Origin of the sequence: Psychrobacter sp. PP-21 (assembly GCF_033790785.1) — a bacterium.
Classification (GTDB): Bacteria; Pseudomonadota; Gammaproteobacteria; order Pseudomonadales; family Moraxellaceae; genus Psychrobacter.
Window position 1 is genome coordinate 1 of the sequence record NZ_JAMYEB010000012.1, and the last position, 22,620, is coordinate 22,620.

General features: G+C 41.3%; 19 protein-coding genes and 1 pseudogene. 8 read left to right on the forward strand and 12 right to left on the reverse strand.

The features are described from left to right. The 5 genes and pseudogenes from NJD71_RS09830 to NJD71_RS09850 form a co-directional block, all read left to right on the forward strand. Positions 1–251, forward strand: a 251-nt coding sequence (locus tag NJD71_RS09830; RefSeq protein WP_319051793.1) for a helix-turn-helix domain-containing protein, incomplete at its 5' end; no start/stop codon positions are given. Between the two features lie 8 nt (positions 252–259). Further along, positions 260–643, forward strand: a pseudogene (locus NJD71_RS09835) (transposase family protein); the annotation flags it as partial. Positions 644–671: 28 nt separating this feature from the next. After that, positions 672–1,028 (forward strand): IS630 transposase-related protein, encoded by a 357-nt coding sequence (locus NJD71_RS09840; protein ID WP_319051794.1) that lies wholly within the window; start codon positions 672–674, stop codon positions 1,026–1,028. Then, positions 997–1,521 (forward strand): IS630 family transposase, encoded by a 525-nt coding sequence (locus tag NJD71_RS09845; RefSeq protein WP_319051862.1) that lies wholly within the window; start codon positions 997–999, stop codon positions 1,519–1,521. Before NJD71_RS09840 ends, NJD71_RS09845 begins: the two co-directional genes overlap by 32 nt. Before the next feature lie 129 nt (positions 1,522–1,650). Continuing rightward, positions 1,651–1,953, forward strand: a complete 303-nt coding sequence (locus NJD71_RS09850) for an IS630 transposase-related protein (RefSeq protein WP_289048027.1) — start codon at positions 1,651–1,653, stop codon at positions 1,951–1,953. A 220-nt stretch (positions 1,954–2,173) separates the two neighbouring features. On the opposite strand, the gene NJD71_RS09855 is transcribed toward NJD71_RS09850, so the two are convergent. The 4 genes from NJD71_RS09855 to NJD71_RS09870 all read right to left on the reverse strand — a co-directional run bounded on the left by NJD71_RS09855 (position 2,174) and on the right by NJD71_RS09870 (position 8,653). Then, positions 2,174–5,320, reverse strand: a complete 3,147-nt coding sequence (locus NJD71_RS09855) for a tyrosine-type recombinase/integrase (RefSeq protein WP_319051796.1) — start codon at positions 5,318–5,320, stop codon at positions 2,174–2,176. Then, positions 5,313–7,625 (reverse strand): hypothetical protein, encoded by a 2,313-nt coding sequence (locus NJD71_RS09860; RefSeq protein WP_319051797.1) that lies wholly within the window; start codon positions 7,623–7,625, stop codon positions 5,313–5,315. Before NJD71_RS09860 ends, NJD71_RS09855 begins: the two co-directional genes overlap by 8 nt. Beyond that, complete coding sequence (locus NJD71_RS09865) at positions 7,618–8,139, reverse strand: hypothetical protein (protein WP_289115789.1); 522 nt, start codon at positions 8,137–8,139, stop codon at positions 7,618–7,620. Before NJD71_RS09865 ends, NJD71_RS09860 begins: the two co-directional genes overlap by 8 nt. Positions 8,140–8,434: 295 nt before the next feature. Beyond that, positions 8,435–8,653 (reverse strand): helix-turn-helix domain-containing protein, encoded by a 219-nt coding sequence (locus NJD71_RS09870; RefSeq protein WP_093071416.1) that lies wholly within the window; start codon positions 8,651–8,653, stop codon positions 8,435–8,437. 279 nt (positions 8,654–8,932) lie between these two features. On the opposite strand from NJD71_RS09870, the gene NJD71_RS09875 reads away from it, so the two are divergent. Then, the gene (locus tag NJD71_RS09875) at positions 8,933–9,253 is read left to right on the forward strand and encodes a hypothetical protein (RefSeq protein ID WP_319051798.1); all 321 of its coding nucleotides are present in this window, start codon (positions 8,933–8,935) and stop codon (positions 9,251–9,253) included. Between the two features lie 42 nt (positions 9,254–9,295). Here the strand turns inward: NJD71_RS09875 and NJD71_RS09880 are convergent, their stop codons facing one another. From NJD71_RS09880 to NJD71_RS09915, 8 genes are all read right to left on the reverse strand, one after another. Further along, positions 9,296–9,937, reverse strand: a complete 642-nt coding sequence (locus NJD71_RS09880; protein ID WP_319051799.1) for a hypothetical protein — start codon at positions 9,935–9,937, stop codon at positions 9,296–9,298. Between the two features lie 43 nt (positions 9,938–9,980). After that, positions 9,981–11,006 (reverse strand): PD-(D/E)XK nuclease family protein, encoded by a 1,026-nt coding sequence (locus tag NJD71_RS09885; protein WP_319051800.1) that lies wholly within the window; start codon positions 11,004–11,006, stop codon positions 9,981–9,983. A gap of 67 nt (positions 11,007–11,073) precedes the next feature. After that, positions 11,074–12,162, reverse strand: a complete 1,089-nt coding sequence (locus NJD71_RS09890) for a helix-turn-helix transcriptional regulator (protein ID WP_319051801.1) — start codon at positions 12,160–12,162, stop codon at positions 11,074–11,076. Positions 12,163–12,230: 68 nt separating this feature from the next. Next, on the reverse strand, positions 12,231–13,100 hold the full coding sequence (locus NJD71_RS09895; RefSeq protein ID WP_319051802.1) for a PP2C family protein-serine/threonine phosphatase: 870 nt from the start codon (positions 13,098–13,100) through the stop codon (positions 12,231–12,233). A 452-nt stretch (positions 13,101–13,552) separates the two neighbouring features. Continuing rightward, positions 13,553–15,811 carry a DEAD/DEAH box helicase gene (locus NJD71_RS09900; RefSeq protein ID WP_319051803.1) on the reverse strand — a complete coding sequence of 753 codons (2,259 nt, stop codon included), beginning with the start codon at positions 15,809–15,811 and terminating at the stop codon, positions 13,553–13,555. Between the two features lie 38 nt (positions 15,812–15,849). Continuing rightward, complete coding sequence (locus tag NJD71_RS09905; RefSeq protein WP_319051804.1) at positions 15,850–17,163, reverse strand: ATP-binding protein; 1,314 nt, start codon at positions 17,161–17,163, stop codon at positions 15,850–15,852. 65 nt (positions 17,164–17,228) lie between these two features. After that, positions 17,229–19,646, reverse strand: coding sequence for a tellurite resistance TerB family protein (locus NJD71_RS09910; RefSeq protein ID WP_201610839.1), 2,418 nt, complete (start codon positions 19,644–19,646; stop codon positions 17,229–17,231). 37 nt (positions 19,647–19,683) lie between these two features. Then, entirely contained in the window at positions 19,684–20,550 is an 867-nt protein-coding gene (locus NJD71_RS09915) for an exonuclease domain-containing protein (RefSeq protein WP_192992414.1), read from the reverse strand. A gap of 335 nt (positions 20,551–20,885) precedes the next feature. Between NJD71_RS09915 and NJD71_RS09920 the strand changes: the two genes are divergently transcribed. Together NJD71_RS09920 and NJD71_RS09925 are read left to right on the forward strand one after the other, a co-directional pair. Further along, positions 20,886–21,191 carry a helix-turn-helix domain-containing protein gene (locus NJD71_RS09920; RefSeq protein ID WP_319051806.1) on the forward strand — a complete coding sequence of 102 codons (306 nt, stop codon included), beginning with the start codon at positions 20,886–20,888 and terminating at the stop codon, positions 21,189–21,191. Positions 21,192–21,195: 4 nt separating this feature from the next. Further along, complete coding sequence (locus tag NJD71_RS09925; RefSeq protein ID WP_319051807.1) at positions 21,196–22,455, forward strand: type II toxin-antitoxin system HipA family toxin; 1,260 nt, start codon at positions 21,196–21,198, stop codon at positions 22,453–22,455. Positions 22,456–22,620: the final 165 nt, after the last annotated feature.

Here is a 22,620-nt window from a genome sequence, read left to right on the forward strand (position 1 = left end):
AATACCGCACGCTTTATCATATCAGTATGGACTTTGGTATTCATGAGTCTTCTGCTAGCCGTATCATTCGTAAAGTAGAAGACACACTGATTGACTCTGGCAAGTTTGAATTGCCTAAAAAGCTGCCCAGTCGTGTCGATGAGGACATCAATTGGTCAGTCGTCATTGTCGACGCCACCGAAACCCCAATTGAGCGTCCAAAAAAAACCAAAGCGACTACTACAGCGGCAAGAAAAAACAACACACCTTAAAAGCGCAGGTTATCGTCCATTGGCAAACCGGCTTGATACTTGATGTGCAAACCTGTAAAGGGTCAATCCACGATTTTAAGCTGTATAAAGATACTTGTCCTGATTGGTTGCCTGAGAATACTAACTATCTAGCAGACAGTGGTTATCAAGGGTTAGCAAAGCTACATAACCAAACCTTCACCCCTTTTAAAAAGCCACGTGGTGGTCAGTTACTGGAGATATGCAAACAGGCCAATCACTATCTGGCAAAGTTCCGTATTGTGGTTGAGCACAAAATAGGCTTAATCAAGTTGTTTAAAATCGTGGCTTATAAATATCGCAACCGTCGTCAGCGCTATGATCTTAGAATGAAGCTGTTTGCTGGTATCATTAATTCCGAGCTTAACCTATGACTTTTGCAAGAGGTCTATTATAAAGACCATGACTTACTCACTAGATTTCCGCAAACAAGTACTAAAAAGCTTAGACGAGGGTATGACCTTTGCCGAGGCAGCTAAATTCTATAACCTCAGCCCAACCACCATACAAAACTGGAAGAGACGTGTTCATAGTAAAACAACCAGGCAAACCAAACCCTATAAAATACCAGATGACGTGCTACTCAATGATGTCAAAGAACATCCTGATGATTATCAGTACGAGCGAGCACGTCGTTTAAACTGTAGTAAAACAGGCATTTATCATGCCCTAAAGCGCCTAGGCATCAGTCAAAAAAAAGACCTTAGAACATCCAAAAGCTTGTCCGATCAAAAGAGCGGCGTATCAGGGAAAGCTTAATAGCTTTATGCAGCAAGGCTATCCTATTGTCTATATGGATGAAAGTGGCTTTGAGGCTGAAACCATTCGTTCTCATGGTTACGCGCCTATTGGTAAGCCTTGTATCGATAGCTACAACTGGCAAGGTAAAAAGCGAACCAACGTTATCGGTGCTCTATATGAAAAGATGCTGTTTGCCCTAGATTACTTTGAGACAAACATCAACAGCATCGTCTTCTATCACTGGTGCAAACACAAACTAATCCCAAGTCTTAAAACAAAATGCGTGATTGTGATGGATAACGCCAAATTTCATAAGAGCAAACGCATTCAAAAGCTACTAAACAGGCACGGGCATCGTATTCTTTGGTTGCCGCCGTACAGCCCAGACCTAAACCCTATCGAAAAGAAATGGGCTCAGGTGAAGTTTCTACGCCAAGGCTGGATGGAAAACGACTTATCCAAATTGTTTTATGATGTTTGTCCAAGCTATAACACTTTTACTTTGAACTGACTATACCATTCCCATCTTTCAGTACTTTTTTTGCTATTCACTGAAGAGGTACGTTTGCCACAGAACCTATTATAGTCAATCCCACCAAGAAATGTTACGATAATTCTAAATTCTAGCTCGCTAATCACCATGACATACCCCATTATCCTTCGTAAAAAGGTACTACAGTCTCTTGAACAAGGCATGAGCGTGCGCACTGCAGCAAAGCTTTATGATATGAGTCCCACCACCATTATTAACTGGAAAAAAGACATCAGTATCAAGCCCATCGTCAGAGCACCGCGCAAAATATCTACCGAAGCACTAAAACAAGACATTACTGACTATCCTGACGCTTACTACTATGAAAGAGCTGCTCGTTTGGGCTGTAGTAAATCTGGTGTAGAAGCCGCCATGAAGCGGCTGGGCTATACTCGCAAAAAAAAGTCTTAAACACCCAAAATCAAGTTGGCTTAAGCGTATTACCATATCTAACTAGATAAAGTGTTTCAGTCATCTTATACCCCTACACCTTTTTTACCGTGACAACGTGACAACCCTTACGTCCTATAGCATTCAGAGCAATAACTATCCGTGACAGTATTTTGATCATACAGGTCAAAAATTAGCTTATAGACCTTTCAATATATGACTTGTCGCTCTGTCACTTCGCTCAGATAAGTATCATCAGTAAATATCCTAAATATTTCAAAACCCCTGATGAGCTATAATACTCATTTGTCATCGCCAGATTCTTGTTAGACCGTCTTCGTTTTTTCTGAACTACTCTAACCTCGTAACCATGAAAATTCTTACGAGTACCGACACGTATTGCGCTATCTAATCCTAGCCCTTTTTTAATATCGCGTACTGCTTGCTCACTATGCGCCCTAATCTGCCAATGACTAGCGTCGATCAACTGACAACCTACTGTTACGAACAGATGTAGCATCTCAAGCTGACTCTTCTTAATCCCAAAATGGATTGATGAAGTACTAAAGTTCTGTTTAACTGCAAATATATCTATAAATAATTTTAGCTCATCAGGTGTATCAATTGACAGCTGATATACACGCTCAAGCATCTTAACTAAAATGGCTTGATTCTTATGCCCAGTAGGTGCTCCTAAAATCAATCTATCATCGGTAAATAGCTGGTAAGCATTATCGTAAACTTGTCTGGCATCACTGATAGCGATACCATGCCGAAGTGCGACCTCTGCCAACTGCCCTGCTCGTTTATCAACATTTACTGTCTGTAGTTCCTCTAATAACGCAATTACATCGTATATTTTTGGATGAATAAATATAGACTGTCGTACTTCTTCTGGTTTTGACTGTGGGGCTTGCTGGCAAGCTTCATTGTTCAATGTATCATTATCAATAAATAATGGTCTTTTACCAGCAACCTTATTGATTAAATAACCACGCATCTTATCAAGACGAACCTGTTTAGTGCTTGCATCATACGCCATGCCATCTTGTCTATTTATCGTTTGATAACCAATACCTGTCAGCATCTCAAATACAGTTATAGGCATACTAATTTTAGCTTGACTCATCTGCCAACCTGCCAGCAGATGCGCGGTATGAATATAATGCTCAAACGTAGTATCTGGCGTTAGATGCCCTGCAAGACTAGCCAGCCCAAACCAAATGCCCTGCTCTTTATTATTACCAAGTATTGCCTTAATGATATTGTCGCCATGCTTTTTATCATAGTCTGTCATCACCTGAGCCAGTGGCGAGCTACTCAACACCAATGTCAGCTGACTAAGTGCCGTATGCCGTAAGCTATGAAAGGTAAAGTCATGGGTAAGCAGCAGTCTATCCCATATTATTTTCATCATATTACTAAAAAATACAGACGGCAATGGCTGGTCGCCTGAGCCTTGTGAAAACAAGTATCGTCGCTTTAACCTGTACTGGTGATGATAATGCGCAATGAATTGCTTTAGCTCATCTGCTTTTAGTAGACTGTCTATCGGTATCACTCTTTTGGCGCTGGAACTCTTTAGTCTGCGATAGCGGTTAGGTTTGAGAATAATTTTAGGGTATTCAATCATCTGTCCATTAAGATTACCGATATCAGCAATTTCGGTAACTTTAATACCTATTATTTTGTTAATTCGCATACCAGTGCGATAAACAAGTGCTAAAACAATCAAACAAAGTTGCTTTTGCTCAACTTCTAACTTCGATGATTGGATGTATCTTTTCATTGCGCGATATACATGTGGTGACACCATTTCGGCTTTAACCACTTGTCGGTTGTTACCCCAAGGGAAGTATACGTAAGGTGCATCAAAGTGAGTACGTTGATGATCGTGAAAGGCTTTTAGACGTCCATAAGTAAATTTCTGACTGTCTTTTAAACGATCAAGATAAGATATCGGTTGGCCAGTAGCATTTTTATCATCATCTATATCACTAGACGTATCATCTTCAAACTCCGATGACTTACATAATATAGACGTCTTACGACCATCTTTAATTTTACTTTGAATAATCTGCTCATAGATATCCTCAAAGTCGTCGCCTTCCCACTGACCAATATTCTCATCCATCGTCAGCAGCAACCAATCGCGACCAATGCAGCCGATATATTTACTGATGGTATTTAATCTAATGCTATGATCATCCAGTAGCGATAACGCCCAGCTAAGTAAGCGTTGCGCGTTAGGCTGGCTAGCATCTGTCTTTAATGTTGTGATAGTAGAAGTAGCAGCGCTTCTGGTAAGTTTGAGCGTATCTTGCACTTCTTTAATTAGATTTTTGCTAAAGCTTGGATAAGCTATAGCATTTCGCTTGTTCTGTGATTTGTCTACCGCCTGATAACTGGCATCAAACAACTCAGACCATGTAAGCGGCTCAGGGTTTGGATTGATAACTTCTTGGTTATAGCGACTCAGCTTATCAGTCGGTAGCCCAGTGGTTTTAAGATCGCCTTGTTTAACAATAGAAAGCGCCCCATCAATTAAGCTACCTTCCATCTGCCGCCAGTGATAGTTGGCATGTTTAATAAGCATTGAGTGCTGCGGACGCTCAATATCTTTATTGGTGAGTTTAAGCGTCTTTGAGATATCATTAATGATAGTGTTAAATGGTTTTATTTTTGTCTTACTCAAGTCCTTGTCTTTTAGCGCATATAAAAAACACAAACTCATATCGTCGGGTACGTAGTCGATAAAGCGCTGCAAGTCGTCACTACTATCCAGTGCGCAGCCATAGTTATAATCAGGCACGCTAAGCGGTATTACGGCTAATTGCTCTGCTTTATTTTTACCATCAGTTGCTGGCAGACTAATCTGATAAGCACGGCGCTCACTAAACAGCCAATCATATAGCGCTCTTAATATGTCAATATCATTAACACCGCCATACATGATGCTGCAATAAATCAGACCCTCAACTAAATCGTTGATTGAGAATCGCCGTTTACGTTGCCAGATATCTATCATAGTTGCACTGCTATCTGCTACAGCGCGTCCATTCACAAACCAGTCATAGTTAGTAGTCAGGCGCTCACGAGTTGCCAGTATCGGCACCACAGGCTCATTGAGGTATAGCTGATGTGCTTTATTATAATCACGAACAAATTCTAAAAATCCGCGCCGCGCTAATTGAAAGTTTTGCGCAGTATCAAACTCCTTTTCTAATCGCTCGTTAATCGCCTCATAATGATGCTGCAGCTCACAAGGTGATTGCATGGGATTTTGATTAACATAGTCTGCAATCAGCACTTTAGCTGCGCGTTTAATGCTTTTTTTAGCGCCATCTCTGTTGAGCTGCCGCAGTTTGTGAGCACTAATGTTATCCATATAAGCGAACCTCAATTTGTTTTAGGCAAAGATCATTGGCAATCGCATCTAGATGAGGGCTGAGCTGGTGCAATTGATTAATAGAGCTTGATGACATGGGGTGCGTAAATTCTTGATCGGGATGCTCATGACCGTAAAGCGTACAAATTAGATAATCAGACACACGTCCTGTGAGCATGGATCGCAACTGATGACGCAGCCAATTATCCTGATGACTAAAAAAGTCTTGTAGCTCATATCGAACGCGGCTTGGCGTGATACCGATAAAGCCTTTTGGATTTTTTTGGTAAATTTGAATAAGCGATTGCTCTGATTGCAGAATAGCATCAAGGGGATAAGGTGTTTCGGGGCAAATTGGATTATAGATAGCGGCAAATTGCTTAATATAATCAATGTAGTTTTGTATAGCAGCGGCTAAAAACTGACTTAACGGAATGAGCCTGCCGTCAGACTGACCGTGACGCTCTTCTTTATCAGATACCCATAGTAGACGACGTTTAAAATCAAGCTGATTGAGTAATCCTGGCGCATGTTTAACCGGACGAATACCGGTTTGAATCATAATAGTGTGCCACAGCCAAACGCTATAGCTATTAAACTGCGCAATATAGCGCTCGATACTATGATTGAGCCGTTCATTATAGCTCTCAGCGCTCATAGCCAACTGTTCAAAGAACTGCTGGCACGTAGAGGTTTCAAGCACCATATCGCTGCCAACATGGCTTTTATGACCATTCATGGACACGCTGCACTCATCTATCAATGACGCCTTTTTCTCGTCATCACAGTATGCGCTTAGCAGTGCTACTGCTTTTATATAGGTTTGCTCTAGATCAGCAGTTTTGATGCTGGTGTAATACAGCGGCGAGCTGTGCCTTACATCAACGCCTGTGAGGATGTCAGCATGTAGTGGCTTACTAAGGCCATTTTTAATCACTACAAACAATCCAGACTCGATATATTGAGCACTCAAAGCTGGCAGGTTGAGCTGATTCTTAACCTCGTTGATAGCTAGTTTGACATCATCAAGTGAAACAGCGACTTTGTCCTCTAACATGATCTGTAGCACTTCAGGTAGTGCTCGCTTGAATACGCTACCATAGCTTTGCCTGTGAGCAAGTAAATGGCTTCTGGTATTGGTTGTCACATCAATCGTGATAGCAATATTACTGACTTTACGGGTACGGTCATAAACAAAATACTGACGCTGACTGCGATTGCATTGCCAATCAGTAATCACACTATCGATACTAATACCGCTTAATAGTGAAAGCAGCAGTACAGCATAACCAGTCTGATACTCTGTATTATCGCTAAGGAAGTGATGCCAAAGTACAGAGAATAGCATCTGGTAGCCAGTGATACTCAATTGGCGATGGTTGGTTGGGAAGTGAAACTGATTGCGGCTGGCATGCTGATAGCTGCTTTTGAGCTTCCATTGCTGTAGCTCAGAGGATTTGGCGATTTGTTTGATGGGTTTAAAATTATTGTCCAGCAGTGGCGGTGTGTTATCATCGGCAATATTCTCAGCAGTTGCCACGTTAGTTGACTTGCGTGATTGTTTCGTACTAAACAATTTTTTCTGTAACGGCTCACCATCAATAACCGTCGTAGTATTAACAACACTTTGAGCTTTTTTTAAACGTTTGGCGCTCTTATCATAAGTTTTACCGATAAAAGCTTTATTGTTTATGACTACCTCATAAGCCAGCCTGATTTGACCAACTTTACTGGCAAGATACTGATTAGCAGCTTTACCCGTTGCCTCTTCTTGTTTGACGCTTATCTCATACTTTCTGATAGAAGATAAGCATGAGGATAGGTTATCGCACTGATCATGAATTCTAATTAACTCGTTGAGGATATCGCGCTGTGGATCAGCAGGCCTTAATGCCATACGAATACGAACGCCTAGTTTATCAATTTTAGCAAAATGCTTATCTTGCCTAGCTGCAATCATAAACATGATTTTGAGATAGCCACTCATAAACTGCCATGCGTCACTACCATTATCAACCGCACCATACGCCTGATAAAATGCGATCAGCATGTATGTAACTGCCCACTCTTCAGTTTTACCCTTTCCTACAACCTGTAGGATTATTTCAGTACAATCGATGCACTGAAAATTAGTAGCAGCAGCACATGATATCGAACACAGTAGATCAATTTTATTATCTGGCACCAGACTGATAATATCAATAACCAATGCTTGCATTTGCACATAATGCGGCGAACCTACAGGAACGAGCTTATCTAATACTCGCCTATCAGTCACATCAACAAATGCTTTAGTATCAGCCATGTACACTACCCATCCAGTTCATATTTTTAGGTAGACCTAATAAAGTCTCATCACATGCTACCTTACACTGCTGATACTCATAGCTGCTTCGACTGATACCTGCAAACTGACAGTAATTGCTAACAGTTAATCGGTGCACGCCCATCAGCTCACACACAAGCTGCTTTGGCGCACTTTGATATATGGCTTGAAATAAGGCTGGATGGTTCACGCCAGCAAATCTAGATAGATTGAGAACCTCGCACCACGCCAACCGCTTAATATCATGACGACTTTCAAGCGCAATCAGACAAGGCTGACGCCAGCTATTTTCAAACCTCATTACCTCATCGATTCGTGCAAAGTTATTGAAGAACTGATAATTGTCTTTATCGAGCACACATAACCGTAATACTGGTCGATAATAATCATCTAAGCCTGCCAGCTGTGGTCGACGCAGAGGCAGTCTATGCTGCTGCCAAACCATAAAAGCAGTGTTTGCATCAGGGTGAATGGTGAGATTTTCTGAGCTCAAAGCTAACTTCTTTTGAGTTGAGCGAAGGGTCTTATTTTTCACTATATACTGCTCTAAGAATCATTATTTAATTAATAGTACGTTATAACATAACATTATGCAAGTGGATGATTTAATTATATTTATTAAAAAATATATTGGCTGTAAATGAGTGAAAAGTCATTAAAAAATCTCTCACAAATAATAGCTAAACCATTATCTATGAGAGCTATGAATACTTCTGATCGGGTAGTAATATCGTTATTTTTTAGAGTTTAGAATGAATATATAGATTCAACTACATTATTTATAAAACCTAATTTTTACTGTCTTCATCAGGTATGTATTTTAATATCTCACATGGTGTCACCTCTAATACTTCACACAATTTGCTTAGCGTATCGAACTCTATACGAGTCGTCTCATCGTTATAAATCCTATGAAGTGTTGATTTACTAATGTCTGTCATCCTTACTAGATCGGCCACCCGTAGTCGTCTTTCTGCTAAAAGTACAGGGAGATTACAAGAAATCACAATAAAATCCTTATTGGTAAGTAAAAAATACTTGCCAGTGACTACTTTTCTGCTAGAATAATACTCGTTGGCAATAACTAAGTTTCCGTCAAAAACTATTTTATGCTGACTAACGCTTTATTATGTCATATACCTATCTTGCTGCTCAATAGCTGGCTAATGATGATAGGTGTGACTGGTTCAATAGATATCATTACTATAAGACGGGTCTAATAGATATGATTATCATAAAAAGGTAATGCTAATCGTAAGTATCAGGTCATTAAAAAGGAGTACGTTGTGGGCATCAGCATTGAATGGAGTATGACACAAAACGCTTGGGACAAACGGGTCTGTGAGGATTATTGGGCCTATGATCATAAAATCAGCTATGTGGATTATGTTAGTTTACTTTGTCAAAAGTATAGCATTAGTACCCATACATTATTTGAAACCGTAAGCCAATGCTACGCTTGCTTAGATGATGTGTGTTGTGAATATTGCGGAAACGCCTGTCCTATTGAAGTACCTGCCGATATTGCTTATATGCGGGCAAAAGAGAGTTGGTTTTGTGCAGTATGTGAGCATGCTATGTGGCGCGGAGACTCTATTAGCAAATAGAACTAGCCTCAATCGATAGTAGCAGCCAAAGCCATACGTTTATTACGTGTGGCTTTGTTTTTCTTCAGCATAAACCGCCTTTAAACGAAAACAGTCAGGCTCTTCAGTCATACTTGAGCTGAGATAAGTAAATGCATTATCCTTAGACAACAACTCCTCAATAGCATCTGATATATAAGCAAAGGCTTCCAGTGGAAGACTTTGCACGCTCTGCGTCCCAATAAGCACCCCTTTAGTATTACGAGCGTTGGTAAGTAGACCAATCATCTTATATGTAGCTGTTTTTATCATATCTGATTCAGGCTCACCTGTGGCAATTGCTTGGACAAACTGAAATGAATAACCACGCTTGAACAAGCTTTCGATATCTATAACGTCTATACCGATAAGCGTACTGGCTGAATTAACATCAAGCAGTCTAATGACATCGTTTACTTCATCTAGCTGACATCTAATAACCCCTTCTATGATATCTAAGCGTTCATACTCATGATCATCTGTTTGTAAGCCTACTAAAATATCAGCCTCTGCTTTCTCTTTTAGCTTTAGCAATGCCAGCTCATTCCAACCATCACTGAGGATAAAACATGCGATAACAGATGGCGAATAATGGCCTTTATTTGGTCGATATAAAGCGATACATGGAATGTCATCTACTTTCGATTTATCGAGCTGATATTTCATCATTAGACCCTTTATTACTTTAAATATTATGACACTGCGACTATCACTCGTTTTTATTTTTATACTGATTTACGGCATGGTTAATGAATTTTTGCACTTCATTCATTAGCCTATCTACCTGTTGCAGATCTATCGAACTTTTACCATCAAATATATCTGTGTCTAATACAGCAAAGGTCATATGCCTACCTGAACCAAAGCGCTTTGGCTTAGTCACTTTTAAATCAAAATCAGAAGCTTCTATCTTAAATAGTTTATAGAACTCATTCCTAATCTTACTTCGTCTTTCCTTATCAGGAACAGACATTTTAAAGCAGATTTTCTCTTGCTCGATTTGCAAGTAAATATCTATATTATTCTCTACTCTATGACCCAGACCCCAAAAGCCCATAAAGCCGCCCGAAGGATTAGCAACATAACCCCAATTGCCTTCTCCTAGGTAAGACTGCAAATGTTGAAAAAAGCCAATCCAAGCCCGTTTTTTCCATTCGTTAACAGGTTTTGACTTAAAGCTTTGCACCGCTTCTTCAATAGACTGCAGATGGTTATGATAATCGCTATATATATCACTCTCTTGCAGTGCCGCATTTCGTTCACTATTAAAGAGGTCTAATAAATCTCGTCTAGTTACTGGATAAAAGCCGTCCTTTAGCACAGCTTTGTAGTTGCTTTGATCATGCGTTTGTAAATAAATAGGAATGATTTTATCCTCTGTAAAGGTTTGAGCGTGTCCATTGAGCATAAACTGCTTGTATCGAATCAATTGATCTGAATGCTGCAAACTGCCTACTTTATCTTCAATTAATACGCAGTAAGTGTCGTTTATGATACAAAGGACATCAATGTTATTCACTTGACGCTTCACTACTATTTTATCAATACGACTCGGTAGCGAGTTACCCGCTTTTTTAAAGAATAACGCCAATACACTGGTTGCTAATCTGTTTAGCGCTCTATGCTTATCGTTTCCTGTCTGATAGTCTTGGTCTGCCCAAGAAAGAAGCCAACAGATAAAAGCGTCTTGTGATAATTCAGAGGTGGCAAATTTAAATAAGTTAGGTGTGGTCATTCTAGCTCCTTGATTAAATTAAAAAATATATTTGTGTTTGAGTGATTTTGGTAAAACTCTTGATCAACTATTTTGTATATAACTTCATCCCACTTTCTAGACGCTTTAAAATAACCGCTTTTAACTGAGCAGGCTCAATCACCACTGCCAATTGCGACATGCTCACTAACCAATCTTGCAGACGAGTCGTATTAGCAACCGTAGCGCTGACTTGACGCCAAGTGTCATCGATAATCGTAATCTTCTGATCTATCGCTAGTGGACGCTCATAAAGATGCTGACAGGCATACCTTTGCACCTTTAAAATCAGTTTAATTTGGGTATCGTCGGTCGGCTCTAACCTACCCAGTTTATGCAAACTCTTTAACGAAAAAGCATCTCGCCCTACCCAGTCAGATATCGGCTTATCTATGACGACTGCCTCGGTAATACGATTGACCGAAAAATTGCGATGCGCTTTTAACAACTCCTTGTCGTCGATATGATCATCAGCAGCATTAAAGCCTGTAAGATAGATCATATTGTCAATAAAGATCAGTCCTTTAGGATAAATAGCGCGCTGTGTTGACTGATCATCCCACTTCTTTTGATAGCGTATTTGTAATTGACGATTCTGTAGCAAAGCCTGATGAATACTTCCAAACACCTCACTATCAAGCGTTGGTGCTTGTACGATACTAGGCAGGGTAATGAGATGATCTTGCCACTGCCCTAGCTTACTTTGATTGAAGCTGGTCTTATCTTGTCGGTGTAATTGACTAAGCTTATCGCTAATACTTTGCTTGAAAGACGTTGGTAAATAGTTTGCGGTATATTTATCAAGCATCTGCCAAAAGAACACCGTTTGCTCATTAATGACATCGATACTAAAACTTGGCTCAATATAAAACCTTGCCGTTTGTCCGCTAATATTCTGTCCCCAAGCTGGCAGACGCATTAAAGCATCGCTGTGAAAGATGTCATTAAATATTTGATTGAGACTACTCAAATCGTTCTCTAGATTTTTACGCTCGTTTGCGTAGTGTTCAGGATTATCGTCATAAACACTCATTAGCTCTGTGAGTGATATTGCCTTTTCTTTACTACGTGGCAAGCGCTGATATAGCATAAACAGACGTGCGGATTTGTTATAGCTGGCAATTGGGTGTGTGGGCATATTGGCTACTCTATAGATTATCGAATTTATCAAACTGTCATCTTAAAAGTGAACAGTCATAAAAGAAGTTAACCAAACCGCACTACAATCGCAGTACCATTGTCATAAGCATTGCCATCTGAGTCATACACTTGATTCCTAAGCGACTGTAGCCACTCCTGTAAATCCGTTTGATTATCGATACGCGCCCATTCATTACTTGGCACTAAGTCATGAACACCGTCAGTACAGACAATGAGACTATTGCCTGATTGTACCGTGATGTTTTGCCTTATACTTTTAGGTGGCTCGCTGCTTGGGTCATCACTATCTACTGCTAAAGCAAAGCATTCAGTAATGCTATATAAGCTGCCTGCCATACCTGTGCGATTGTACTCCGTAAACTCTACTTGGCGATCTTCATCTTTCGCTTGCTCATCTACCAGCTCGTTTAGCAAATTATGATCACGAGTTAAGCACTGCCATTCATTCATATCTTTGCCAAGCAAATATACACGGCTATCGCCGACATGAGTTATATCTATATTTATCGACTTATCATCGTTTAGCGTGCCGATGATCATTGCAAGGGTTGCCGCAGCGCCATAGCGTTTAGGCGTATGCTTAGTTTGACTTAATTGCGTATATATACGATCTGATGTCATATTATGGACGTTTACTTGATTATCATCCCATAGCGCTCTAATTGCTTTGACCAATGCCTTTGAGCAGTGCTGTGACTGGTTAGAGCTGGCAACGCCATCCGATACGGCAAGGCAAAATGGAGCAACAACTTGGGTCGCTGGCATCACTCCTAAATCCTCTTGATACCAGTGATCTAAGAAGAAAAATGCGTCTTGTTGTAGTCCGTTGCTGGCATTGCCTTTAAAGGTAATGGCGCAGGCATGGGCTATTGTTTCAATAAGAGGTTTATCCTCATCACTCAAAGTCGCTGTCATATTCATTCGCTCATTATTTATTATAATTAGGATAAGTATAATAGATTACCTAGTAATTTTTTTTCTAGGTTATACGATATTTTGAGTTGGTAGTAATGACGATTGACTGAAACCTTCTAAAGGTTTACCAATCCAAGTTTAAAAAGATTAGCGCTATTGCTAGTAGATCACAAAGGCAATATTTAAATCATATGAATCGTTATATTTTCCTTACTTATCAGGTGACTATTCTGTCCTTTTTTAGGGTATCGCATTATCAGTATTCATAGAATAGAGTGATATGCGCCTAGTGCGATTTAGCAGAAAAAACCCTGCTAGGCTATAACAGTAAACGCTCAGCAGGGTTTCGTCAGTTTTACAAAATTCTTAGGTGGCATGAGTAATATCGGGGTTTGCTTTCTCAAAAACCTGATAGCTATCATAAAGGTAATGATGATACCGTTTCAAAAAATTTATTTACTAAATGTCCTTAGCCAATCATCCAATCCCTCGATATCAAATGCTTGTGCGCCGTAACCCATATCAAGCAATTCATCAGGTAGATATTCATCAAACTTTTCGATCATTTTGTTAGGAACAGTTTTAGCAAGTTCAGTGGCAGTCGGTACTGGGCGCTGGGCGATCTTCTGTAAAAACGCATAGACTTGAGCAGAACTGGTTTTGAGTACGCAAATAACCCCAGCGTAACTCTCAACCGTAAATCCATGTTGTAACAGTAGCGCTACCAACGTATTAACCACGCTATCGCCGCGCCACATAAATATATAGCAACTGCCGTCTTTATTGACGAGTGATTGATGACTTAAGTCATATCTTTCAAACGTTTTGATACTGTCTAAAAACAACTGCTTTGCGACTGTATCGGCAAAGTCTATGTACTCACTACCAACTTGAATTCGGTAGTCTTTTTTGTTCAATATACCAATCATCTCTTGGCGAACTTTGTCATGTATGGACATACTGCTATCACCAAATGTTGGTGGCTTACCGCCGCCTTTGACTTTGATGACATCAACGATTTTTTTCTCAACATCAACGTCTTTGACCTGCCAGCGCTTACCGCCAAAAATAATATATTGGTCGGGCAATATCATGGTGTCAATGGGCAGTGTTCCCAGCGTCTTATTGCCAGCCACGATACGGTACTCTTCTGGAGTCTTAAACACGGCATAAAAAGTATAATGACTGACTATACGCTCACCCATCACGCCTAGTACGAGTTGATTGTTGCCCAATTGGGTCAGCAGTTGCGCTGCCCCCATTTGAATGAGCAACAATTTAAAGTGCGCAGGTTTCACCTTTTGAAAAGGACCTTGGTTGCACAGGAGCACGTATATTTGATCAGCACGAATGCCGCCCCATTGTCCAACTAGGGCAAGTACTTGATGCAATAATGTTGAAAAATGATATAAAGACGTGTTGGCAGGCTCAAACCACTTGTCGGTAATGAGTAGCCTTATCATCGCGAGAGATTGAATCAATTCAAGCCGCAAGTCATCGATTAGGCTACTGTCTTTATTGATTTCATGCTCGGTAATCAGCATTCTAAGTACCGCTGATCCGCCGCGTCTGCCTGAGCGTCCAAGTCGCTGGCGAAGGCTTGCAACCGAATGTGGGGCGGTGACTTGAATGACGGTGTCAACCTTACCAATATCAATACCAAGCTCTAAAGTCATGGTGCAAACGGCAGTGGTTGGCAGCGCCTCTTTTTGTAATCGACTCTCTAAGCTTTCTCTTAGCTCTTTTGAGAGCGAGCCGTGATGCGGAAAGAACTCATTAGGCACGGTGTGGTATTCACACAGATCACTCAGTCCTGCGGCAATCAGCTCGGTACGCGCGCGACTGTTAGCAAATACCAAATGATTGCCGCCGCGGCACAATCGATAGAGATCAGCGCAGACTTTTGTCTCAGCAGTGTCAAGAACATCGATACCTTCAAAGACGTGATATTCAGAATCCGCCTGTTCTTGATTCGTGTTAAGTGTTAATTGGCTGGGCTGAACATAGCCCTTTACCTGAACTTTGACACTAGCGCGGGCATTACTGTCTTCTATGATGGTGCAAGGCAGCGACTGGTTGGGTCTGAGTGACCGCGGTACGCTTTGCAGTTCTCCTAAGGTGGCACTCAATGCCACTCGTGGGATGGGCGAGGTGATACGATCGGTCACATGTTCAAGCCTTGTCAATAACGACAATAAGTGCTGACCGCGCGCGCCTCCCAAAAAAGCATGAAACTCATCAATCACAATATATTGTAAGTTGCTAAATGCTTGTTTGACCCAGTCCATATCACGCACAAGCAGCGACTCAAGCGATTCAGGCGTGATCAAAATAATACCGGATGGTGATTTTTTCTGTTGTCTCTTTTGACCTAAAGAGCTGTCACCATGCCAAGGCGTCACTTGCAAATCAAGCAGCTCAGCCAAGCTTTCAAGCCTGCGATACTGATCGTTAATTAATGCTTTGAGTGGGCTGATATATAAGATACCGACGCCATTATCGCGCTTATCTGAGCGCATAAGCGCACTACAGGCAGGCAAGAAAAACGCTTCCGTTTTGCCCGCTGCCGTTGCCGCACTGATCAATACATCTGTATCACCTGATAAAATGGGCACTATCGCTTGGGCTTGAACGTCACGTAACCCTTGCCAGCCTTGATTAAATATCCAGCGCTGTACCTGATGATCAAGCTGAAAATGCGCGTCTCTCAAAAGTTATTTCTCTTATTGTTATGAGTATTATCGAAAGCTTATAGTTTAAAATCAGCCAATTCATCCTCTGCATCCACCCCGCTCATATCGATATCCATATCAGACGGATGTTCTGGATCAATGGCGACCGCGCTTATGAGCTGATCCCAAGATACGTCTGGATTTTGATCAATGACGGCAAGCATATCCAAAAACGCCTTAATTGTATTGCGAGGTGTTCTGAAATAAGCGTCACCAATGGTTTGGCTACAATGCTGCAAAAAAGCTTGCAAGGACTCATCTGGTACTAAGTATTTGGTTTCATCGCCACCTGCATAAACGTGACGCAGATTTTTGAGCAAGATATATAACTCTTCTGGCGTAAGGCTCGCTAAGTGCAGCGCAGGGGACGTGTAATCAATCACGCCTGCCCGTTTGGCAAAGCTATTGTCTGCAAGCCGTGTTTGTAGCGCGTCATAGCTGTAGAGTCCTTTACGCGGATCAAGTAAAAATTCCGGCGTACCGCCCAGTAAAAAGCCCAAATGGGCGGCTGATCCTTGCAAGCAGTCGTTTAAAATACGTAGGATTTGCTCATAATTGGCTTGACGGGCTTGAGTGCTATTGAGTTTATATAAGTTGACCATCTCATCTAGATTGACTAATAAGCCTTGATAACCCGCTTGACGTACAAACAGACTCATAATCTTTAGCGCGTCATAAAATGAGGCGTCAGAGATGATCGTACGCACGCCCAGATCGCGTCTGGCATCGGTTTTGGTTGAGTACTCTGCCCGTAACCAACGAATGGCATTGGCTTTTAGCGCATCATCGCCTGATTCGTGACCTTGCCAATACGCTTCGATCACTTTAGCAAAGTCATAACCGCCCACCAGTTCTGTCAGCTCAGCCAACTTATCTTGAATCACCTCACCAATGGTTTCATCCGTGCTATCAGCGCGTTTGCGAGCTTCGGTAATAAAGCGCTCGACAACGCTTGCAAGCGCATTGCCGTCTGGTTTATTACGCGTCGATAGGTTACGCATGAGCTCAGAATATAAGTATCTTGCTTGCCCGCTTGATGCTTGAATGCGTCTTTCAGGTGATAAGTCAGCGTTTACTGTGACCAGCTTACGCTCAAGCGCAATCGCTCTTACCACACTCAAAAAAAAGGTTTTGCCTGACCCATACTCACCAATAACCAATCGAAAGGCGGAACCACCATCCGCCACGCGATCAATATCATCGATCAGCGCTTTGAGCTCATGAATACGCCCTACTTGAATATGCTGAATACCGACCTTTGGGGTCACCCCAGCCTTTAGCGATTGAATGATGGCATCGCGCTCTTTGGTTCTGATTTTTTTGCTTGTCATGGCTTATCCTTACGCTGTCATTACATTGTTATTATCGTTATTGTCAGAATTATCGTGACTGTCTGTCAGACCAGTGTTTTTAATTCATCGACGATTTCAAAATCAATTACAAGGTTATCATCATCGTCTAACACAGGCGCATCAACATTATCAAAAGCCCAGTCATTAATAGTCTCAATAGCCCCATTAATCATAAGGTTTAGTGACTCACACAAGACTTCAGCCTCTTCACGCTGCCAAACCTCTTTGCTAATAAGCTGCTGATAAAGCTGACTGTGCGTGGTATCTAACCCTTTTACTAAAGTATTATGAGCGGTGTCGTCATCTACAGGCGCATCTGACAATACACCACTGTCTTCATCTGCGTCATCTGCTATGTCCTCATCTGCAAATATGCTTGCCAGCATGGCTTTGGCATCCCCAGTATCGCTCTCATAAGCAGCTAATAATTCTTTATCAAAAACAAACGGCTGATGTGAGCTGTCTTTAACAGCTGTACTTATAGCGTCACCCATAATATCTGCTTTTTGATTCAGCGCAGTTGTGGTTTTTGATAAATTTCTATTACTGGTGATGTGATGAATGTCACTAATAACGGCTTGCTTATCAAGACCTAACGCCTGATATAGCTTTTCAATTTGCTTAACTTGGTTTGGTTTTACCTGACCATCTGCTAAGGCAACGCTAATAATAAAATGGCTGATAAAGCTGACGTGATCCTCACTTAAAGCGCTAAGTTTTGATTTTAATCCTGCCATATTGGATGGCGTGTTTAATCGCCATAGTAGGTATGCCTTTAATGATGACTTCTCAATGCTTGACAGTGACTGGTCCTGTTCAGTAATTGTCAATAGCGTATCTACTTCTTGCTTATCAACATGACCATCTATAGTGGCAACCATTGCTCCTAATCTGAGCGCTAAGCTGATTTGATAAAAAGCGGCGCTTGGCTCAAAGTCATGACCGTGACCGCCGCGAAATATAACGACATACCCATCCGACTTTAGCTTAGCCTGATAATAACGCGGATCAGGTACGACACCAAAGCCTACCCGCTCGGCTAAATTAATAATACGCTCATGATGTTTTTTGGTTAATGACCGAGGCAACGCATGGGATGATGCAGGCGCGTTGGATGACCGCTCATGAATACAACGCCACAATGCATCAACTGTCGTCAGTCCTTCATTGTTTAAAACAATAGACTCCGCCCATAGTTTAAAGTCTTTTATGGCAGGATATTTGTTTTGATAATCTGGTCGCTCAGTCAATACCTCTGGCAATAGCAATATGGCATCGATGTCCATTTTGTCGTTATTATCACGACCCAAATAGCGACTATAAGCATCTAACGCCTCGTTGCATTGCTCAGCAATAGCCGTCAATTTTTTAACCGGTGCTTTTAAAACACTGGCATCTTGCAAGTCATCAAGCGTTAGATCAACATAACCAATGGCACGACTGGCAGCATTATAGTTTAATTTTAATTTGGTTTTATTAGGGGCAACCATAAAACCTTTGGGATAGGCTTTTTGATATAAAACATCAAACAAGTCTTTGAACTCTGATGCGCAGCGCCTTGCAGGCGTTTTAAAATGATACTCATTAGAAAAAACCAGCCACTCCCACGCCAATGTCGTAGGAACAGGCTGTTTTAAAGTTACGATTTTTGCCAATTGCATTTTAAAGATGAGATTATGGCTGTTGGCAGGTGGCGGTGACACTTGGTTGGCTTGTAATCGGTCTTCGAATAGTGGTGAGCGCACCAGCGTCATAAACTCTAAAAGACGGGCGGAATAATTATAAAAAGAGGACTGCTCGCCATAAATCGTATGCAAACGATACACTTCATTATAGAGGCTAATGAACTCATCGTCAGAGACATTATCTTCACTGATACTTTCAATCACGCGGCGCTCAAGCCCGTTGAAGTAAATAAACACGTAACCGATGGGTATATTAGGATGGGTACGATCTGACGCCAACCAGTCTAAATAAATGCCGCGGCATGCGGGTGAAAGCTGCACGTAAGCTGGCCAGTATCCAAGCGATTCATCACTATAAATGGTGGTCATGCTATGTATGAATTTCGGCGGACTGACTGATAAGCGCTCATCTATTAATGAGGGCTCAATACCATAGCCGACCAATGTATCAAGCTGCGCACCCACATAAATAAATCCCCGTTCAATTGTGCGACCATGAATCGTTATGGACTCGTACTGAGTGACCCAGCGTCCTTTTTTGAGGTTTTGATTTGAGGGTATAATTTGGTCATTTTGACGGCTTGTTAAGTCGTCTGATGAGAGGACAAACGTCGCTAGGTTATCGATATCATCTGAGTCACTGTTATCGTATTGGCTCGTACGACTTGACTGTTTTATATCAGGCGGCAAATCGATAAAAGTGGACTTTGTATCATTGTCCTTGGCATCGTATTTTTCTTTAAACCGTGCCATGACGTTATCAATGAAGTTTTTCATTATCTATGAAGCCCATTATAAAAAACAAAGAATCAAACTATAGTTTTAGTATTTTAAGAAACTCATACTCTGTAATAATACTGATATCACTACCTTCTGCTATCAACGCCTCAGACTTGCGCTGTTTACTGCTTTTATCATGTCCATTTAGTACGGCTAAGTCGGGCGTTCCCACAACCAAGTAATCAAGCTTTTTGGACACACCTGCCTTAACATGGAATCCTTGCTTTGCAGCAATCTCAGTAATTTCGGCCCGCTTTATGGACAGCTCACCTGTAAAACAAATATTTAGTCCAAAAAACCGCCCCTCTTTATTGCCTGCTATCGCTCGATTTTGAGGGAATCGCGGCGGCGTATGTTTGTTTTTTGATTGAGATGAGGCGTCTTGTAACCACTCTGTAATGCAGGCGCTATTTTCTCTAAGAATCGTAGTTGTCACAAAACCGCATGCCTTAGCATCTTCTAAGGCGTCATGATGGTTAAAATCATATCGCCACTCGCGGCACACATTAGCAAGGTTATATCCTGAATCCTTAAAGCGCTGACAAGTATCACGTACCATGCGTGAGGCGTCCACCCATTGCCAAGAAGGTAGCGGTAAATTATGATCATCTAAGCATTTGGTTATCGCTCTTTGATCAAAATCGGTGTAACTGACCACCATATTGTTCCCAACAAACTGAATGATATTGCCATAAATATCAAACATAGACGGCGCGTCTTTAACTTGCATGGTATCGATACCGTGAATGCCTGTATTTACTCGACTAAAGCTAGACGCTGGTCTGATAAAATGACAGTAAGTATCTACCAGCTTACCCTTGATATATTTCGCCATTCCTATTTGGCAAATAGAGCCGACATCTGAGTTAGCAGTTTCCACATCAATAGTCACGAAATTCATCATCTATCCTTGCACAAATGGTATGTAATATATCTGAATCGCTAATAACAGTAAACTAAAATTGACATCCCAACCTATCTGACTGATAAATATGAATAGAGCTCTATTGAAACTCTGACGATAGCCTTGCGACATCTTCTTGCTTCACAAGCGCTATACTTTAAAGGGTTAAAACTATATTTTAATATTTTCCGCATGATTCATGACACTAAAGATGAGTGCTAGAGCAATATAATTTGCTGTCAACTTATTACTTATATACACCATCATTCATATTTGAGTCTTTAAATGCTATAATAGCACTTAAACATCCAATTATGAGCGATTAATATAATATGCGATTTGATTTTTATACGCCAAGTGAGATAGCTGTCATTTTGGGTGAGCGCCTAAAAACGCAGCGATTGGTACTCAATCTAACCCAAGCTACTCTAGCAGAAAAAGCAGGTGTTGGTGTCAGTACAGTGGCTCGCATTGAGTCGGGACAAGGTGGCACGCTAGATTATGTAATCCGGCTTGCCATTGCACTTGGTATGATTAATCATTTTGCCGAATTGTTTGACATCAAACCTAGCAGTATTGAAGACATTATCGCTAAACAAAACCCACGCCTGCGAGCATCAAATAAAGCTAGCGAGTAACGCTATGTACCAACCAATATCTGTTATTAATGTCTATTATAAAGGCTTTGGATCTAAACGTCTTATCGGTCAGCTCACAATGGACGGACGCCGCCCTGTATTTGGCTATGATGCGGCGTGGATTGCTGATGGTTTAGAGATATCGCCTATCGAGATGCCACTACGCAGTGCGCCTTATTATGGCAGTCATGCGTCCAGTCATTATCTTTGCGGTCTGTTGTCAGATAGCTTGCCTGATGGTTGGGGCATGCTGCTGATGGATAGGTTTTTTCGGAAGGTTATGGACAAACCTATACAGCAAATTAATGTTTTAGATCGCTTGGCTTATATTGGCGATTCAGCCATGGGCGCCCTGAGCTTTGAACCTGAGCATGATTTATCTGATGCTATTGATATGCCGGAGCTGACTTTAGCGAAGCTTGCGGCTGCCAATCAAACCATTCTATCGGGTCAAGACAGTGACATATTGGCTGAGCTTATCGTTATTGGCGGCTCCCCTCAGGGCGCTAGACCAAAAGCGTTGGTTTTATATGATGAGGCAAGTGATTTTATCACTACTGATTTAACCCGCGCAAACCCACCGGCAACACCTTGGCTTATCAAGTTCCCTGCTCAGTCTGAGCACAAAAGCGTCTGTCTATTAGAAGCGCTTTACGCTGATATGGCAAAACAAGCAGGTCTTAACATGCCAGCGCATCACTATTTTGATATTAATAACGACTATGCCGCGTTTGGGGTTGAACGTTTTGACCGAATAGGCGATCAGCGCGTGCATACTCATACGCTGGCAGGCTTATTAGACATTGATTTTCGCATCCCATCGCTAGATTATCTGCAGTATTTGCGCTGTGTGCGTATGTTAACTGGGTCACAAGCCGCGGTAGAAGACGGTTTTAGACATGCGGTATTTAATGTGATTTTTAATAATAAAGACGACCATAGCAAAAACTTCTCTTTTATGATGGACAAAGCTGGCAGGTGGTCATTAGCGCCCGTTTATGATCTTGCTTATAACTCAGGAATGAATGGTTATCATCAAATGGATGTGACAGGTGAAGCGAAGCACCCTACTCGATCTGACTTACTGAAACTGGCTAAAGCAGCTGATATTAAGAAAAATAAAGCTCAAGCAACGATTGATCAAGTAGCATCAGTCGCTGAAGCGTTTTTAACTATCATTGACAACTATGATATTGAAAAAGAGTTATCAAATCAGGTCATTCATGATATAAAAGCCAATATCAATCGGATGGCAAATCAATAGGCCTTAGGAAGTTGTTAAATTTGTTGTTAAAAATAAATAATCAAAATCCTAATTCCCTAATAATAAAGGATTACTCCAAGTTGGTCGTTGCGTGGTGGGCGCACCAATCATAGCACTTAGACATAATCTTATCTCAGCCTGTTTTATCCCGCTCATATTCCATGG

Coding starts and splice junctions, on each gene's coding strand:
- NJD71_RS09840 (WP_319051794.1), top strand. CDS start 672: ATGACTTACTCACTAGATTTCCGCAAACAAGTACTAAAAAGCTTAGAC.
- NJD71_RS09850 (WP_289048027.1), top strand. CDS start 1,651: ATGACATACCCCATTATCCTTCGTAAAAAGGTACTACAGTCTCTTGAA.
- NJD71_RS09855 (WP_319051796.1), bottom strand. CDS start 5,320: ATGGATAACATTAGTGCTCACAAACTGCGGCAGCTCAACAGAGATGGC.
- NJD71_RS09860 (WP_319051797.1), bottom strand. CDS start 7,625: ATGGCTGATACTAAAGCATTTGTTGATGTGACTGATAGGCGAGTATTA.
- NJD71_RS09880 (WP_319051799.1), bottom strand. CDS start 9,937: ATGAAATATCAGCTCGATAAATCGAAAGTAGATGACATTCCATGTATC.
- NJD71_RS09885 (WP_319051800.1), bottom strand. CDS start 11,006: ATGACCACACCTAACTTATTTAAATTTGCCACCTCTGAATTATCACAA.
- NJD71_RS09890 (WP_319051801.1), bottom strand. CDS start 12,162: ATGCCCACACACCCAATTGCCAGCTATAACAAATCCGCACGTCTGTTT.
- NJD71_RS09895 (WP_319051802.1), bottom strand. CDS start 13,100: ATGACAGCGACTTTGAGTGATGAGGATAAACCTCTTATTGAAACAATA.
- NJD71_RS09905 (WP_319051804.1), bottom strand. CDS start 17,163: ATGACAAGCAAAAAAATCAGAACCAAAGAGCGCGATGCCATCATTCAA.
- NJD71_RS09910 (WP_201610839.1), bottom strand. CDS start 19,646: ATGAAAAACTTCATTGATAACGTCATGGCACGGTTTAAAGAAAAATAC.
- NJD71_RS09915 (WP_192992414.1), bottom strand. CDS start 20,550: ATGAATTTCGTGACTATTGATGTGGAAACTGCTAACTCAGATGTCGGC.
- NJD71_RS09920 (WP_319051806.1), top strand. CDS start 20,886: ATGCGATTTGATTTTTATACGCCAAGTGAGATAGCTGTCATTTTGGGT.
- NJD71_RS09925 (WP_319051807.1), top strand. CDS start 21,196: ATGTACCAACCAATATCTGTTATTAATGTCTATTATAAAGGCTTTGGA.